Raw genomic sequence first — 17,560 nt, forward strand, 5'->3', positions numbered from 1 at the left:
AGACTACCGAGGTGTAGATGAGCAGTACGGCTGTCGATCGCTAGAAGCGACCTCCGACACTCACCCCGCCACCTTCCTGGCTGGCCCAGGGCACCACCGAAACCCTTCTGCGCGCATTGTCGTCGGTCCTCTGCGCTCCTCCTGCTCCTGCGGACGCGACCCCATAGATGGCCGTTCCCACCCCCAGGACCCCGGCAACTCCGCAGCCGATCGCGAGGCCAAGGCTACGGTTCCAGCGCCTTTCGAGGTTCATGGCCCGTGCATCATCGTAATGCGGCCAAAGGCAACTGTTCATTGGACAGTCCGCGGCAACGGTCGCTCGCGTAGCGGCGTGATCGATCGTGAAGGCCACCCCGACGCCCAGCGCGACGAGACCCACGCTTCCCGACAACCAGGCCCAGCTCGGCACCTCCGTCCTCGTCTCGGTCGCGTCGCTTCGAGACGCCGGCCCCTTGCTGGACACGTGCAGCGCACTCTCTTCCCCTGTCGGAACCAGCGACACGAACGCCTCCTCTCGCCTTGAAGGTCGCCTCGCAGGGTCGAGCGACAGTTCGACGGGGAGAGACTCCCCCTCGCGAACGGCCACCGTGCGCGACCCGTCCAGGAATCCCTCGGCCGAGACCACCACGGTGTGCTCCCCCGGATTCACTCTCCACGGCGTTCCGACGGCTTCGGCGGGTATGGCAGCCCCATCCACCAGCACCTGCAAGCGCACGCTCGTGCGAGGCCTCACGGTGACCACCAGAGCCGGGATGCGACGCTCCAGCGCGTCGGCGAGTGCTGCTGCCGCGACGCGCGCCTTGCCGAAGGCCGCCGCCTCGCCCGGCGCGCCGGAGCTCCTTGCCACCCCGAGCGCCATGCGGTGGGCTTCCACGAGGTCGCCCAGCGCTGCAAGACCCCGCGAAAGGTCCAACCCGGTCGTCGGGACCCCCATGAGGGCATGCGCCGCACGGAAGTAGCGGACGGCAACCTGTGCATCGCCTGCCGCGAGCCGCGTTCGTCCGTCGAGGAGGAGCGCCCTCGCCCTCGCCCGCGCCTCCACGCTCGGCTCCCCGGCCAGCGCGTCCCTGGACGTCGCGGCGGTTGCCCCGGCCAGCAGCAGCACCAGACTGAAGGAGAGATGGCCGCACCCGTTCCACGTCGCTCCCATCTCGCCTCCTCAGAATCCCACGTCGTCGGTGTTTTCATGGCGGCGCTGTGATCCCGGCGGGCGCGGCCGTTTCGTGTTCGCCCCGTCCGCGGTCGGAGCAGAACGCAGCGCTCCTTCCGGCGTGAGGGAAGGGCTCGATGCGGCGCCTTTCTTGGTGCTTCGCATCCGTGCATCGGCGCTCGGCGTCGCATCGGCCGTTGGCGAGGACGTTGGCGTCGACATCGGGTCGGATGTCGGCCCGGGCACTGCGGCGCTGGATGGACTCCTGGTCGTGGCTGCCAGGCTTGGCCATGCGAGCGTCGGACGCGCCAGGGGCTCCGCGATGACCGCCCTGCTATGGCTCCAGCCCCCCAGCAACGGCACGCTCCCAGCCAGCGAGAGCGTGCCGAGCACGAGGCCTACCAGGAACAGGGAAGGGCGACGCGAGCCACCTGCCGTCTTCTCCTGGACGACCCCCCGAAACGTCTGCCCCTGCGCCCCTTGCCCCCCCATGATGCTCGTTCGCCCATCCGCCACCTCGCCTGGCACGCCATTCACCACGGGTTGCGCCACGCCACGCCAGCGCGGTGGTTCATCCGTCCTCACATCGACTGTGGGCCGACTCGCCGGGCTTCTGGCTGCGCCCATTGGGTCGACGCCCGTCGTTGCGGCCTCCAGCGCGCTCGCCATCTCCTTGGCCGACGGAAACCTCGCTGCCGGGTTCCTGGCCAGCGCCTTCTCCATCCACGCATCCACGGCCGGCGGCAGCTCTGGCCGCAGCGTGCTGGGCAGCGTGAGCTCAGCCGAATGCACGGCTACGGCCAGTGCCCCCAGCGTCTCGCCCGTGAAGGGCAGCTTCCCGGTGAGCAGGTGATAGGCCACCACCCCCAGTGCCCATAGGTCCGCCGGTGGGCCCACATGCTTTGCGCTGAGGAGTTGCTCTGGGCTCATGTAGAGCGGTGTCCCCATGAGGCCTCCCGTCGCCGTCATGCCCAGCTCACCCCCCCGGTGCTGCTTGGCGATTCCGAAATCGAGAATCTTCACGAAGGGCTCCCCGTCCAGATCGAGAAGGAACAGGTTGGCGGGCTTGATGTCGCGATGAACGATTCCGAGCTGGTGCGCCCGTCCGAGTGCACTGGCTGTCTGGCGCAGAATCTGCACCACCTCGCGCACGGGCAAGACACCGAGTCGCCCTGCGCGTTGCTTCAGATCCTCGCCCTCGAGCAGCTCCATGACGATGTAGAGCGACCCGTCCGCGGTCACCCCGTGATCGAACACCTGGGCTATGTGGGGACTCCTGATCTGCGCCGCAGCCGTGGCTTCTCGACGAAAGCGCGCCACGAGTTCGGCATCCTGCGTGGCCTCCGGCATCATGAACTTCACCGCGACTTGCGTGCTGAGCGCCAGGTGCTCCGCCACCCAGACGCAGCCCATTCCCCCCTGCGCCAGCGGACGCAGCAGTCTCAGCGAAGGCGTGACCAGTTCACCGCCCCTCATCGCCATTCCCTCCCCGCTGAACGGCAGACCGATGCGTCTGCCCTGAAGCGGGAGTGTGTGCCCATACATGGGGGATGGACAAATTCTCGGGCAGCATGCGAATGCATCCTGTCTCTGGGAGAAAGCGCGACGTTGGCGCACGCCACGGCAGTTCGGGCCAGTTCGTCTTTCCCTCGGCCAGACGTGGCCAGGGTTGGCCAGGTTCGCCTCAGGAAGGACGGTCAGCAGCGTCTGCGATCATGCCTATGCAAACGGCCGACCATGGGCATCACACCCCCACACGACCTCGGTCATCGGGGCGAGAAAGCCGCCGTCGTGCTGTCCTGACGTGGTGGGTTCAGGTCTCCGCCCGAGCTGGAGCAAACGCCTCCCAGCTCGTGACGGCGGATCACGATCGGCCCCGACGCGCCTGGCCTGGTCACCCCACGCTGGCCACTTCTGGCGTCGCGCCCGTCTCGCCCGCCTCGCCCTCCGTGCGCTCCTTCTTCCCCATGAACAGCGCGCACGCCACCAGGTCCGCGGCCACGTTCACGCTGGTCCGGCACATCCCCAGCAGGTGGTCCACCCCGAGGATCACCGAGATCCCGTCCGGCGGGATTCCCACGCTGGTCAGCACCGATGCGAGAATGATGATCCCCGCACCCGGCGCGGAAGGCGTCCCGATCGACGCCGCCACCGTGGTCACCAGAATCAGCGCGAGCGTCGGAATGGTCAGGTTGAGGCCATAGACCTGCGCCAGGAACACCGTGGCCACGGCCTGGTACGCCGCCGTCCCATTCATGTTCAGAATGGTTCCCACTGGCACCACGAACCGCGTGATCTCCGATGGCACCTTCAGCTTGTCCTCGGCCGTCTTCATCGTCAGAGGCATCACTGCCGCCGAGCTGGCCGTGGAAAACGCGAGCAGCAGCGCGTCCTTCGACGCATGGAAGAACCGCCGCACCTTGATCGACGTCAGCGTTCCGATGAGCACCGCATTGATCGCCATGATCACCGCCAGCGACGCGAGCACCGTCAGGATGTACAGCCCCAGGCTCGCGATCACCGCCAGCCCCGACGCCGAGATCGAACGAGCCATGAGCCCGAAGACCGCGTACGGCGCGAGCTTCATCGCCCACTTCGTCACGGTCATGCAGATCTCCTGCACCGAGAACATCAAGCTCAGCACCGGCTCTGCGCGTTCTCGCGCCATCGACACCAGCGCCGCCCCCACGATGATCGCGAAGATCACGATGCTCAGCATCTCTCCTGCGAGCACCGACGCCAGCGGGTTCGTGGGCAGCAGCCCCGAGATCAGCGCCGGCACATCCGCCGCGCGCGTCGGCGACGCCGGAGTGGCGGGGCTCGTGGCCACCACCGAGAGCGACGCCCCCCGCCCGGGCCGGAGCAAGAGCGCCGCCGCGAGACCGATGACGATCGACCCCACCGTCGTCGCGATGAAGTACAGCCCGACCCGCGCCCCCAGCCGCGCCACCTGATCCCGGTCGCCTTGCCCCGCGATCCCCTGGATGATCGACGCGACCACCAGCGGGATCATGATCATCTGCACCATGCGGATGAACAGGTCCCCCGGGAGCGCCAGCCAGCTCGTCAGCATCCTGGCGACATCGGGCGACACCACCTCGGCCGAGGGCCCGAGCAACCCACCGACCCCGATGCCGAGGAACAGACCGAACAGCACCCGGACCCAGAGCTTTCCCTCGACCAGGCCGGAGAGCTGCTCATAAAGGCGATTGATGGGGGAGAGCGCCACGGCGGCGGACGTTAGCCGGGGGGTTGGCCGGCTTGCAAGCGCACGGAATCCTCCGCGCTGGCCGAGTAGCCCCCGCGCCACGCGCGTCAGGCTCACCGGGAGGAGGACCGCGCGGACACCCCTCTCACGCGAGTCCCGCCTCCTCCAGCGCCCTGGCCAGGGACATCGCCCGCGTCGACTGGCCAGCCAGGGCTTCGCTCTGGATCGTCGCGATCTGCAGCTGTTCCTGGCGCTTCCACGAGGTGGGATCGAACCCGTGCCGTCGGAGGACCTCGCGGCGGCGCCCCTGGGCCAGCTCGGCGCGGATGGCCACGTACCGATCGACGGGGAGCAACTCCTGGCCTGGCGGAGCGCTCGCGCGCCGGGCAGGTACGGGCGGGGGCGTGAGCGCTGCGAGGGCTGAGGCTGGCGTGTCGAGCCGAGGAGGCGAGCGGACCTCGGTGTCGGGCATCGAGAGCTGCGGGATCAAGGTCTTCTCGCGCAAGAACGCGGGCCCCTCGGTCCAGAGTCGCGGAGGCGGGGGGACCACGCCGGGGGCGCCGAAGGGCAGCGCCGTGTCGTACGGGCTCACCCGCTCGGCGGGCTCGTCGCGGAGGTCGTGCGGTGTCGTGATGAAGGGCAGTACATGCGCGGCGCTGGCGCTCGGCTCGAATGCGGGCGCCATCGTGTTGACACCCTCATCCATCTCGTCGTCTTCGTCGGGTGTCGTCGGTACGAGGAGCACCTGGGGCGCGGCGATGCGAGGTGCGGGCACCGAGGCTGCTGGCGCTGCCGTGGACTCGGTGGCGCGCCCACTGCGCGTGTACTTGAGCTGCTCACGCACCTCGTCCGTGCTCCACCGCGTGTCTGCCATCTCGAACGCGACCAGGAGCCGCTGATGCGCGCTCACGAGCGTGTCATCGAAGCTCCCACGCCACACCAGCGACAGGAGCGCTCGATCGGTGTCGATGATGACGGTGTCACATCGAACCCCGATGCGAACGCACTGGCGTTGCGCACCAGCGTCGAGGAGATACACGAGGGGCCGGCGGCGTGGGACCAGGAGCGTCCTCCGGGGCGCGCCCCGTAGAAGGCCGGAGAGGACGATCTCGGTCCCCCCGGGGAGCGCTTCGAGCTGCAGGTGCAGAGGGGCCGCGTTGAAGTACGCGAAGTCGAAGTCCCCGGTGAGAGGACCCACCGGCGCTCCCCATCGATCGACGGCCCGGTCCCCCACGAAGGCCCGGCGCGCCGGAGAGCGCGGCGAGAGCGGACCGAGCCGCAGAGGCACACCCGACGGAGGGCCCTCGGTGCGCACATGAGCGACGGAGAGAGGGATCGCGTCCACAGGGCGGGACGCGACGGCCATGAAGTTGAGGCCGAGCCCACCGACCTGCAGGGCGGCCGGAATGACGGACGCTGGCGCAGGGGCGTGGGCGTGCCCGACGAGCAGCACATCGACCCGCTCCTTGTGGGGAGCGAAATCGCTCGCGGTCTCGAGCTCGTCGGTCGCCTGAGCGCTCGGCCGATCCACCTCGAGCGGCCGCTGCTCCTGAGCGAGCCGCAGCTCCCCATCACGATCGAGCGTGAACGTGGCCTTGATGATCACCGTGCGCCGTGGCTCCGGAGAGGTCCAGCGGGTCACGCCGATGTGGAACGGGCAAAGAAGCGCGAGATCCATCGGGAGCATCCCTCAGCCGAGGTGGCGTTCCAGCCAGTCCCCGGGTGCCCATCGCGCGCTCACCCGCGTCCACTCCTGACGTGCCGAGGCGAGCTCTTCCATCTGCTGCGCGATCCACCCCTCCGTCCCGAGCCGCAGCTCCCCCCGCGAGGCCCCTGCAACCTCCAGGGCGAGCGCCTTCCGCACCGACACCGGCGCGGCCGTCGTGAGGGCGTCGAGGCTCTCCAGGGGCGTGTAGGGCCTGCCGAGACGGTATCGACGTGCCGACGTCGCCCCCTCCAGCCGGAGCACCTCGGGCGAACCGAAGCTGCTGCGGCGCTCTCTCCACCACCCTTCGAACGTCCTGACACCGTCCGACGTGGGGATGACGTCCATCCCCGTGATCCCGTGGAGCGCCCGACAGAGTGGCTCCCGCAGCGCCTCCGCGCCGTTCCCTCCAGGTGAGCACGCCTCCTTCAGCGCGAGTGCGAGCCGTTCGACGCTGCCCGGATGCCCATGCAAGCCGATCGTCTCCACCGCAGCTTCCGAGGGCGAGAGCGCGAGCTCCTGGTGCAACACGATGGCATCGCTCGGACCTCCTGCGAGCGCGACGAGGCGCAGCAGCTCTTTTCGGACCGGGGATCCAGAGGCACCCAGCGTGCGCGCCCCCTCCTCGATCCGGGCCCTGGCAAAGGAGAGACCTGCCCGTGAGCCCAGCCGCACGAGGCTCTCGGCGGCGGCGGCCCGCACCGTCTCCTCGGGATCGTCGTCGAGCGTCGCGCGAAGCAAGGCGATGGCGGGTCCCCGCTCTCGAGCGACTCCGAGGAAGAGGGCAGCGCTGCGCCGCACCCTGGGCTCCGGATGGGCGACGAGGGGAGCTGCGAGCGCCGCTGCCGCGGTGCGACGTGCGCGGAGCACGTCCAGCGCAACGACTGCCAGCGCTGCGTCCTCCCGGAGGGCGAGCGCCTCCATCGCCCTGGTGATCATCGGATTCGACGCCAGCGAGAGCGCACTGCGCTGGGCCTCGTGCGTCGTGGGGTCGGACTGTCGAAGGGCGACGACCGCGGCCCGCACCGCGTCCTCCCCCTCCACGCAGCCCAGGACGAAGGCCTGCGCGAACGCCCGCCCAGGATCGGGGACCATCGCGTCCGCGGCGTAGGCCAGCAGCTCCCCCAGCATGTCCAGCTGCACGCAAGGGGTGCCATCGAAGACCACCGGCGTGGCCAGCGCCACCAGCGCATCCAGGTCGGCGAGCAGCCGCTGCTCGAAGCGGCGCAGCTCCGGAGTCCAGGGAAGATCGGGGCCCGCTTCCCGCAGGTTCCCGAGGGATCCTAGCTCCGAGAAGCAGTCGTACGCGGTGCGACGAAGCTGCTGGAAGAGCAGCACCGCGGCAGGGTCTCCTCCGGTCGCCGGCAACGCCCCCTCCTCGCGTGACCCTTCGTCGGCATCGCTCCGGACGCGGGCATGTGGCGTGAGCGGCCCGCGTGCGATCCGGTGCAAGGCGGGCACGCCCACACTCGCACGGAGCGGCATCGCTGACGGCGGCGCCCTGGGGGCCTCGAAGCCGGGCGCCCCGATCGTCGCGAGCGTCTCCCGGCGGTACGTGTCGAGCGCGCGCTCCACCAGCCCGAGGCGCTGGATCAGCGCGGAGCCCACCTCCCGCGGCGCGACCACGCGGAGAATGGCTGCGCAGCCCGTCATCGCGGCGCAGGCCGCGCCGATCTGCCCGATGTGCTCGGGATCCGCCGGCGAACCGCTGCTGAGCTGTGTCAGCACGTCGAGCCCCCGACCGAGCAGCGACACCATGGGGGTGCGGTCGACGCGCGGCGGGAGGCTCGGCAGCTCCAGGAGCACCTGCTCCAGCACATCACGACACGCGGAGAGCTGGGAGGACGAGCGGGCAGGGAGGCTCACGGCGCCCCCCCGATGCGCAGCGCGCCCCGCTCGGGACCATCCGAAGACAGCGCGATGGCCGCGTCCCGCGCGGGGGCGCACCCTGCCTCCAGGTACGCACAAGCGATGGCCAGCAGCATGGGGCCCGTGGCCGCACCGAGATCCCCGAGTTCCCCCACCAGCTCGTCATGAACCGGCTCATCCCGGACGAGAACGCGCGTGCTCACCTGCCGCCACTCACGCAGCCGATGCGACTCCCCGTTGAGATCCGACAGCACCCACGGAATGGGCTCGTCCCCGCGCAGCGCGTGAAAGAGGGCCGTCATCGCAGCGGCGGTGCAGGGCGTATCGGTCCCCACCGTCGCCTCACGACCCGTGACCACCCGACGGAGCGTAGCGAGCGGCTCCCGGCCCCCGCGCGCTGGCCGACGTCGGACGAGCAGCGCGAAGGCCGCGCCCTCGCTCGGAATGAAGCCGTCCTCGGTGCCAGGGCCATGCAGCCGAAATCCCTCGTCCAGCGCCGCGAGCACCCCGGGGTGGAAGTAGCTGTCGACGCCTCCCACCATCACCGCCGCGGGCCCCTCCACCCGTGAGAGCAACCCCACCGCCGCCTCCACGGCCATCGCGCCTCCAGCGTGACCCGCCCGGATCACACCCGACCGCGTCACGTCGATGGCCCGCCGGCTGCGCTCCGCAAGATCCCGCACGAACCGCGTATCATACCGTGGATCATCGTCGGCACGACCCGCCTCGGGCAGCGCGAGGACGAGCGGGACGGGCTCCTCGATGGTGGAGGACCAGGCCTCGCACAGGGCAGGCGAAGCGATCCGAAGCAGCCTGTCGTAGCCCCACACCGTCTCCGGGAGGGCGAGCATCCGGCAAGTCCCCATGTTCTTGCCCGATTTATCGATGAAGCGTGAGTCCAGAGGCTCCATCTTCCGCGCCCGGGCGCACATCGCCACCTGCAGGGTGCTGAGGCCCAGCGGACTGCGTGCCCCCGTCGAGAGGATCCATGCGAGTGGCGCGGTCACGGCGTCTCCTCCAGCTCTCCTTCACGGCGCTCGCCAGCGTCGTCGTGCTCGTCGCCTCGGGCGTCGTGGCCGTCGTCGTCGTCGTCCTCGTCTTCGTCCTCGTCGTCCTCGTCGCTGGACTCGTCCTCGTCGAGCAAGCGTGGATCCACCGACGTGGCGCGCGACTTTGCCTCAATCTCGGCCCGGAGCGCTGCATCGCTGGCCGCCAGCGTGGAGAACCGCCGGTCGAGCCGCAACCACTCCGGCAAGGTCATGGTGAAGGCCGCGAGCACCTTCGTCGGGTCCGCCCCTCGATCCATGGCCGCCTTGATCGGCACGTAGTCGTCGATCGTCCGCGCCGCCTCATCAGGGCCTGCGAGCGCCTCCTGCGCTTCGAGAAAGAGGTCACCATATTCCTTCGCTGGCTGTGCATCCCCGCGCATGGCCGCCGCGCCCATCCATTCGAGCCAGGCGCGTTCCTCGACAGTCCATGCATCCTCGTCGAGCTGGTGGTGCAGCAGGACATCAGCGCGGCTCTCACGCTTCTCCATCAGCTCGGCCGAGATCCGGGCATACGCCTCGAGCGGCAGCGCCGGCTCCGGGCTCTCTTCCCAGAGCGCATATCTCACCGCCGCGAGCTGCTCGGGCGGGATCGGAGGGGGAGCGCGGCCCTCGATCACGTCGGCTTCCTCCACGGCGAAGGCGAAGACTCCGCGCTGCAGGCGGCGCCGCACCGAGTCGACATCGACGGGTTCCCCAGCGCGGGCGAGCCAGAGATCGATGCGCTCGATGGTCGCGGGGTCGGTGGTCGGCGGGAGTGGGATCGGCCCGCGCCAGACGAGCACGAGCCGCTCCTCGTCCGTATGGATCCAGAGGGTGTCGCACGTCAGCGAGATGGGAATGTCGTCACCGAACCGACTCACCGCAATGGCCATCGGCGTGAGATCTGGCAGCCGGATGACGCGGCGCCGGGCACGCGGGGAGAGGCCGACGAGTTCGAGCGCGGCGTCAGGAGGGATGGTGTCAAGCCGCTGGGATGGCGACGCGTACGAATGAGCGTCTGGATTGAGAGGCTCGCGAGCGCCGGAGCGCGGGGGAGGACGAATGGGGCCCACGGGAGCTGTGGTCCTCTTCCCGTCGGTATCACGCAGATAGGCGCTGGAGAGTGGCAAACGCGTTGCAGGGCCGCTGGCGACGAGCGTGAATGATCGATGCATCGCTCCTACGCCCAGCGAGGCGTCGATGCGGTGCGCAGCCTCTTCAGCGTAGGCGTGACCGGTGACGAGCACCTCCACGGACGGCTTCCCCGGAACGAAGTCCGAGGCGTAAGCGAGTTCTGATTCCGTGGCACCGGAGAGGCTGCTGAGCACATCGAGGCTGAGCGGTGGCGGAGGGATGAGCAAGGCTTCCTCCCCCTCTGGAGGGAACTGGAGCGCGGCCTTTGCCACCAGCACGATGGAGTCTCGTGCAGCTCCACCCGTGGGCGACCGGGACCGCATCACACCACTGGAGAGGCGCACTCCACCCTCGATCTCCGGCTGACCCCAGATGATGCGTGCGACCATGGCTGGGCGAGACCTCAATTCCCCCCTCTGGGACGCCATATCTCATTCCTGTGGAGCAGCCCGCGGAAGACGGTGTTCCCTATCTGAACGTAATCGGTTCGATCTCTACCAGTCCGCCCCGTGAACGGCGCTTTGGCACTCAGAAAATCGATGAAGGGGTAGGGGGTGCTCGGTGCGTCTTCGGGCCACTCTCGTGTCGTCGGCCAGTTCTCGTAGTATCCGATGTTTGCCGGTGTTTCCCAGGCGAGGACCCTGTCCGCCACGGCGAGCAACTCATCGCGCTTCTCCGCGGGGACATCGCCATTGAGGAACGTTCGATACTTGCTGTTCGGGCTGTCGATCTTTTCGAACTGTCCCGGAGCTTGGACCACGCTCGCAATCGATTCACCATCGCCCCAGTCTTTGCCCGACCCGAAAAGCTTCGGGTTTGCTTTGGCGAAATCTCTTCGATTTCGCACGACGGAGCCGACCGCCAGGCGCTCCTGCTCGACTCGTTTTCGGTAGGCCTCTGCTTGCTCCTTCGTCATGCCCGCAGCACGCGCCGGATCGTAGTCGGATGCTTCATGGTAGATGATGGCTGCTAGGATCATCCGGTCACTGTCGGCCGCAGGGGGCGGTGCCTTCTCCACGACACCCGATGCATTCCCGCCATTCTGCTCGGTCTCGTCCCCCTCCCGCACCACCGCCTGACCTTCCACGAAGCAATCGCGCGACGCTTTTACCGCCCGCGCGACGGCGCGGTACGTGCCCGTGATGAGCCCTGGCTGATGGTCGTCGTGGCTCGGCTCCGTGGGGCCGAGGCACCCCGTGTCTTGCAGCCAGATCGACGCCCCCTTGATCTTCGTCAGCACACTTCCCCCCTGGAGCAGGCTCGAGGAAGCGAAGTTCATGAACTGCTTCACGCTGCCCGGGTGTGCGTCGGTCGGCTGCTGGGTCGTCGCCTGGTGGTTCGAGCCCTGGGTCGCGATCTCCCTGTCGTTGTTCGTCACCTCGGCGGCAGTGGGCGTACCACCGTCATTCTCGTTCTCGCTGGATGCCCCATTGGCTTCTCCCGCCGCGGCATTCGCGCTCGACCCTTTCGTGGCGCTCTGCCCGGCCGCGTCACCCTTCCCCTTGTAGCGAAGGTAGCCCGTGACCTCCCTGCCACCTGTCTTTCCCCAGTACGGGGCTTTGGGGCCGAACGCGGTGGTGGCGACCCCGGTCGAGCTTTGCGACCCGATGTACTCTCCCTGCCCGGTGAGCGGATCGATCGGCTTGGTGACGATTCCCATGTGGCCATCGAAGAGAACGATGTCCCCACGCTGGACGTCGCCCGCATCCACCGGCTCGTAGAAGTCGGGCGGCTCGTCGTTGAGCACGGAGGTGCTCTGGTAGTCGCGGACGGGGTCGTAGTTCGGGTCCGTCACGCCGAGGACGTGGTTGACGTAGTGGCTGCAATCGATCCCGGCCGTGCTGTTGCCACCATATAGATAGGGAACCTGGCCGTGGAGCACTTCATAATCGATGGCGTTGCTGGCGATCGACTCGTTGAAATCGGCAGTCTTCGCGGCTGCGACCGGGAGCTGGGCCTGAGGACCAGCCGCCCAATCGCTCGCCTGCTTCGCGTTCATCGGCGCCAGGAGTCCCGACGGCGCGTTCGTTGCATTGCCCGGAAGTGCAAGTGCAGCGCCTCCCCCGGGCAGCGACGGACCCGTCCCTCCCGACCCCTGGGCTGGCGGCACGAGCATGGCTTCGTTCGCCACGCCGAAAGCGCTCATGGCCTCAGCGTTCGCGCGCTGGAAGCTCCAGAGATCCTCGTTCCTGTCCGGCATCGCTGATGGCCCTCCTGCGTGACCCCGATGGCGCCTCGCGCCTGCTCCTGCGCCTCAGATCGTCGGTGCCCCCGTACCCCGAGCCGGCGGCGGTGGAGGCGCTGGCGGTGGGACGAAACGGTAATACTCGACGTTGCTTCGATCGGTCCGGTTCCACACCTCTCCCGAGGTGCGTGAACCATCGCTCGCGCCGTAGCGGCTCCCGCCGCCCGACACGAACGGATAGGTCTCCCCATCGCCCGCCCTTCTGCCATCGCCTGGCACGACGACGGCGACGTGCCCGCTGCCCGTGGGGTTCCTCAGCCCTGCCACGACCAGATCACCCTGGTTGGCATACGTGGTGGCCTCCTCCCGTGTCACCGCCTCCCACGCCATGCCCTGCTCGCGCAGCGCCTGCGCCTGGGCGCCATCGGCTTGCCCGTAAGCACTCGACCGCTGCTGGAGCGTGGTCACCATCTGGTTGGCCTGCCCCGAGAGCGGAATCGCCTGACCGTCGGTCCCCTGCCGGATGCCGCGGCTCTCGGCGTAAGCCCTCAGCGTCTCCTGCACCGAGAAGTTGCAGGCGCGAGGATCGAAATCGTACCCCGTTCTCGCGGCCCTCTGGAGCGCCTCCACGGGCGATGGCGCTCCCGGGGGCCCGGCGCCTTGAACCCCCGGCCCTGCAGCGAGGCCTCCGGCCACCCCCACCGAGCCATTGCCAGTGGTTCCCCCTCCCGACGCGCGGGCGGCGTCTGCCGACGCGCTGCTGTCCGCGGTCTTCACCATCACCGCCGCCCCGGGAATGATCGCGATGCCCGGCGACCCGAGCGTGTTGATCCCGGGGACATCGACCGCGAGATTCTTCGCAGCGCGCAAGGTGACCACGCCGTCGTGCAGCATCACGAACGAGTCCCCCACCTTGAGCAGCACCCCCTCGGCCTTCACCGCGCCGGTGGCGAACTTCATCCGGACCTTCTCGCCCCCCTCGACCACGACCGGCCCCTTCGCCGTGACGCTCATCGCGCCACCCACCGTGATGGTCCGCTTCTTCCCCGCCTTCGCCGAGATCTTGTCCTTCGCCTTCGTGTAGACGATGCCACCCACCGTCTCCGTGCGGAGCTTCTTCACCGACTCGCTCTTCTGCTTCTTCGCCACCTCGATGAGCGCGCCGCCGACGGTGAGCAGCTCCGCCTGCCCGGAGGTGGTCGTGTGGGTCTTCACGAAGGCCTCCAGGTTCACGGCCCCCACCCGCTCGATCAGGTTCTTCGCCTGGACCACGTCGTCCGTGCCCACCTTGCGCTGGTGCATCCCCCCGATGGTCAGGCGCCGGTTCTGGACCACCGTCGAGGTCTCGGACCCCTCGACGCTGCGTGAGCGCGAGCCGGCCACCGTGCGCGCCTGGTCTCCCTCGACCGTGTGCGAGAAATCGCCATCGATCGTCGCGCGCTGGTCGTGGTCCACCTCCACCCGCTCGTCGCGCACCACCACGATCTGCTCGTCGCGGAGGATCCTCGCGGCCTTGTCGTTGGCGACCTGGATGGTCTGATCCCGCTCGGCGAGGAGCGTGATCTTCTCCTGCCCCGCCATGTCGTCGAGCTCGATCTGGTTCGTGCCGTTCCGGCCTGGTGACGAGAGCGATTTGAGGGCGGAGCGGGTCTTGCCCTCGGGCAGCGGCACCGGGAAGCTGTCGGTCGCGTTGTACATGCGGCCCAGGACCACGGGGCGGTCGGGGTCGCCTTCGAGGAACTGCACCAGCACCTCCCAGCCGACGCGAGGGATGCCGACCGAGTGCCCCGTGTTGTCCTGCAGCACCGGGATCCAGTGCGAGCAGTCATCGTCGTACGGCTGCTGCCGATCCCAGTGGAAGTGGACCTTCACCCGCCCGAGCGCATCGGTGTGGATGTCCTCGCCCGGGGGACCGGTCACGATGCCGGTGACGGGGTTGAGGAGCCGGGGGGCAGGGGTGAGCCGCGGAGGGCGGAAGGTCGTCGCCGCGTCCAGGGACTCGAAGGTGCAGGAGAAGCCCCGCTCGGTGCGCCGGAAGGCGTGCACCACGCGCATGATCGTGTGCCGCCCGTCGCCGACCCCGCCCGGGGTACCCTCGACGTCGACCGTGTGGCCTGGCACGAGGCGGCTGGAGAGGCTCTCTCCGGCGAAGCCCGCCGACGCGCACGCAAACGACTCGGCCATGAGCCGGGCCTTGCGCGCGCCCTCGGCCGGGGTCGCGTACTCCCCCGGGTAGTCATAGAGCTCGGGACCTCCTGGTGTCGGACCTGGGGCCTCGACGTCCAGATTGAGGCTCGGATGCTCGAGGTTGATGTCCCGGAGCGAGACCTTGCCGACCGACATGGACGCCCGCCGCGCGATGGCCGTCACCGCCTCGCCTTGGGCATCGAGGCCCTTCCCTCCTCGGAACGGGAGCACGTGCTCCCCCTCGATCGGCGCGTACGCCCCCGGGTTGTCCCCGAGGACCAGGCCGTCGCGCTCCAGGAAGTAGTAGAAAATCCCCTCGTCTTCGAGCAGCCGGTGCACGAAGTCGAGGTCCGACTCCCCGTACTGCACACAGTACGGCCGCTTCGCATACTCCCCCGACAGGCGCAGCGCGAGACCGGACGCCCCTTCGCTGCCCTGGCGGATGCTCACGCCGGTCAGGACCTCCTCCACGATCTCGGGCACGCTCTTCTCGCGAAAGACCCGGTAATCCACCCGCTCGCGCAGCAGCGCGAGCTGCGGCTCGACGACCACCTGGATCTCGGACACGCCCCGGATCGACGCGCTCGCGGAGATCTCCGTCACCACCCCCGTGATGCTGCGCGTGGTCTCCCCGTCCCGCGCCATGCGCACGACGGCACCGAGCCCGAGCAGCTCCTCCGGCATGGCCGGCAGGCCGCCCTCCAGCGCGAACCGGAGCGTGAGCTGGAAGGGCGTGGAGATCGCCTCGTGACCGTCCACCTCCCGGACGGCGAAGGTCTCGCCGTTCAGGTGGAGCGCGTAGAGCAGGGGTCGATCATTGCTCATGAGCTTGCCACCGTTCAGTTGTAGGACGCCTGGGCCGTGTTCATCACGACCGCGCTGGACTTCGAGAGATCGAACGTGCTGGCGGCGATGGTGATCTCGTCGGGGGTGATGGTGATCACGCTGCTGCCCACCGCGAGCTGCAAGCGCTCCGTCGCCTCCAGCACGATCACCGGCGCGCGGAGCGCGGCCACGCCGAGCGTCGTCCACGACGACGACGTCTTCGCGTGATCCCGGTACGCCCCACCCGTCGTGAGCATCACGGCGCCACCCACCGTCTCGATGTGGTTCTTCTTCACATCGACGACACGGCTCTTCTTCACCAGCTCGATCTTGGCGCCCCCGATGGTCTGCACGCTGACCCAGCCATGCGACTCGGTGATCGCCGACGCGGTGGCGCGGATCATCGCCCCACCCACGAGGATGGAGGTCCGTTTCGCCGTGGAAGCGATGAGGCCGAGCGTGGTGTCGATCTGCGCCGCGCCCACCGTGAGGCGTCGGGTCTCGCCCACCTTGTCGGTGTGCTTCCCGCCCACATCGAGCGACCTCCGCCCCGCGATCGTGCTGGTCTCGTCTCCCGTGACGAGCTTCTCGGCGGAGCCGTCGACCTCGATGGTCTCGTCGTGACCGATGGTCACGCGCTGGTCCCGCTTCACCACATCCTCGTAATCCGCCTCGACGTAGAACTCGTGATCGTGGCCGATCGCGCGCGATGCGTCCCGCGACACCCGCTCGGCGCGATCGTTCTGCACGAGGAAGCGCATGTCCTTGGAGGCGTTGACGAACATCTCCTCTGCCCCCGCCTGGTCCTCGAAGTAGATCTCGTTGAACGAACCCCCTCCGGGCGTCGTGGCGGTCTTGAAGACGACGCGCGTCTTGTTCGCTGGCAGCGGGTACGCGGGCGGATGCTCGGCATCGTGCAGACGGCTGAGCACCGAGGGCGCATCGATCTCCCCCTCCTCGTTGAACGTGGCCACGTTCCAGCCGATGCGCGGGAGCTGCATCGAGTCGGCCGTGCCCCGCTGGGCCACGCGCATCCATTTCCCGGCGTCCGCGTCGCGCTGGCCCTCCCGGTCCCAGTGGTGCTGCACCCGCACCTGTCCGGACGCATCCGGGTGGATCTCGGCCCCCTGGGGACCGACCACCACGCCGAGCTGCAACCCCGCCTGCTTGCCCCGAGGCGTCACGCGCGGCAGGCGGAACGGCGCTGCGCTCGGGATGAGCTGGAAGCGGCACAGGAACGGCCGCTCGTCGGACGATGCACCAGCGGCACCACGACGTCGCTGGGTGACCGTGCACGACGACGACGCCACGAGGTATCGCCCGTCGAGGCGCGCCAGGGGATGCTCCGTGACCTCCACGATCATCCCCGGCACGAGCCGCACGCTGGTGGACGTCCCCCGCACGCCCCTGGCGCCGGCCGCCGCCGCCTCCGCCATGAACCGCGCGAGCCGCCCGCACCCGTCCGGCGATGCCGGCCCACCGCCCCCCGCCTCGTAGATCTCGCGCTCACCTCCACCGGCCGACCCCTGCACCTGGAGCCTCGGCTTCTCGGGGTTGAACGACCCCACCGTGAACTTCGACGCCGCCACCCGCACGCCCATGCCCAGCTCCAGGATGCTCTCCTCCGAGCGGCGCATGCCCGCGTCGAGCGCGAACGCGATCCGGGCCCCGCCAGCGAGCTCCGGCGCCCGCGACGAGTCGTCCCCGAACACCAGCACGCTCTCACCGTCCGCGTGGTCGAACCACGCGTACATGCCCTCCTCTTCGAGCAGCCGCCGGACGAACGACCAGTCGTCCTCGCGGTACTGGGCGCAGTACCCGTGCGCCGCGTACACCGCCGACAGCTCCCAGCGGGCCCGGACCTCGGCGCTCCGCCCGAAGCGCGGCGCCCCACCGAGCACGCGCTCGACGATCCCTTGCGCCGAGAGTTCCTGAAACACCCGGCACCCTCGCTGCAGCGTCAGCGCCCAGGCGGCGGGGCGCACCACGAGCGTGAGCCGTGCCGACCCGTGGTCGAACGCGCGCTCCTCGGCCTCCGTGACGATCCCCGAGACGACCCGCTCCGCCCCGAACCCATCGCGCAGCCGCACCTTGGCCTCCGCGCCGATCAGGGCCTGCGGCTCGTGACCGATCGAGGCCACCGCGCACACCACCTCGTAACGAAACAGCTCGGAGATGGCCTCCGTGCCCGACAGCGAGACGACCTCGAAGGGCTCCCCGTCGACGTGCAGCGCTGCGTGCTCCTGATCCCCGACGCTCATCGCTCCTC

10 protein-coding genes are annotated in these 17,560 nt (G+C 69.1%); all 10 read right to left on the reverse strand.

Annotation, left to right across the window (positions count from 1 at the left end; translation table 11 throughout):
* Positions 1 to 40 precede the first annotated feature (40 nt).
* The 10 genes from CMC5_RS11420 to CMC5_RS11465 all read right to left on the reverse strand — a co-directional run bounded on the left by CMC5_RS11420 (position 41) and on the right by CMC5_RS11465 (position 17,552).
* On the reverse strand, positions 41 to 1,150 hold the full coding sequence (locus tag CMC5_RS11420) for a PEGA domain-containing protein (protein ID WP_050430432.1): 1,110 nt from the start codon (positions 1,148 to 1,150) through the stop codon (positions 41 to 43).
* A 9-nt stretch (positions 1,151 to 1,159) separates the two neighbouring features.
* Entirely contained in the window at positions 1,160 to 2,767 is a 1,608-nt protein-coding gene (locus tag CMC5_RS11425; RefSeq protein ID WP_245678403.1) for a serine/threonine-protein kinase, read from the reverse strand.
* Between the two features lie 277 nt (positions 2,768 to 3,044).
* Positions 3,045 to 4,379, reverse strand: a complete 1,335-nt coding sequence (locus CMC5_RS11430) for a dicarboxylate/amino acid:cation symporter (protein ID WP_050430434.1) — start codon at positions 4,377 to 4,379, stop codon at positions 3,045 to 3,047.
* A gap of 124 nt (positions 4,380 to 4,503) precedes the next feature.
* Entirely contained in the window at positions 4,504 to 6,036 is a 1,533-nt protein-coding gene (locus CMC5_RS11435) for a DUF2169 domain-containing protein (RefSeq protein ID WP_169796515.1), read from the reverse strand.
* 12 nt (positions 6,037 to 6,048) lie between these two features.
* On the reverse strand, positions 6,049 to 7,929 hold the full coding sequence (locus tag CMC5_RS11440) for a hypothetical protein (RefSeq protein WP_156338462.1): 1,881 nt from the start codon (positions 7,927 to 7,929) through the stop codon (positions 6,049 to 6,051).
* The gene (locus CMC5_RS11445) at positions 7,926 to 8,939 is read right to left on the reverse strand and encodes a hypothetical protein (protein ID WP_050430437.1); all 1,014 of its coding nucleotides are present in this window, start codon (positions 8,937 to 8,939) and stop codon (positions 7,926 to 7,928) included. The genes CMC5_RS11440 and CMC5_RS11445 overlap by 4 nt, the downstream gene beginning before the upstream one ends.
* Positions 8,936 to 10,483 (reverse strand): DUF2169 domain-containing protein, encoded by a 1,548-nt coding sequence (locus CMC5_RS11450; protein WP_050430438.1) that lies wholly within the window; start codon positions 10,481 to 10,483, stop codon positions 8,936 to 8,938. Before CMC5_RS11450 ends, CMC5_RS11445 begins: the two co-directional genes overlap by 4 nt.
* Before the next feature lie 14 nt (positions 10,484 to 10,497).
* Complete coding sequence (locus tag CMC5_RS11455; protein ID WP_218920255.1) at positions 10,498 to 12,240, reverse strand: NlpC/P60 family protein; 1,743 nt, start codon at positions 12,238 to 12,240, stop codon at positions 10,498 to 10,500.
* Between the two features lie 108 nt (positions 12,241 to 12,348).
* Positions 12,349 to 15,291, reverse strand: a complete 2,943-nt coding sequence (locus CMC5_RS11460) for a type VI secretion system Vgr family protein (RefSeq protein ID WP_050430440.1) — start codon at positions 15,289 to 15,291, stop codon at positions 12,349 to 12,351.
* A gap of 14 nt (positions 15,292 to 15,305) precedes the next feature.
* Positions 15,306 to 17,552: a type VI secretion system Vgr family protein gene (locus CMC5_RS11465; protein WP_050430441.1), complete on the reverse strand. Its 2,247-nt coding sequence runs from the start codon at positions 17,550 to 17,552 to the stop codon at positions 15,306 to 15,308.
* Positions 17,553 to 17,560: the final 8 nt, after the last annotated feature.

It is taken from the genome of Chondromyces crocatus, from assembly GCF_001189295.1.
Classification (GTDB): domain Bacteria; phylum Myxococcota_A; class Polyangia; order Polyangiales; family Polyangiaceae; genus Chondromyces; species Chondromyces crocatus.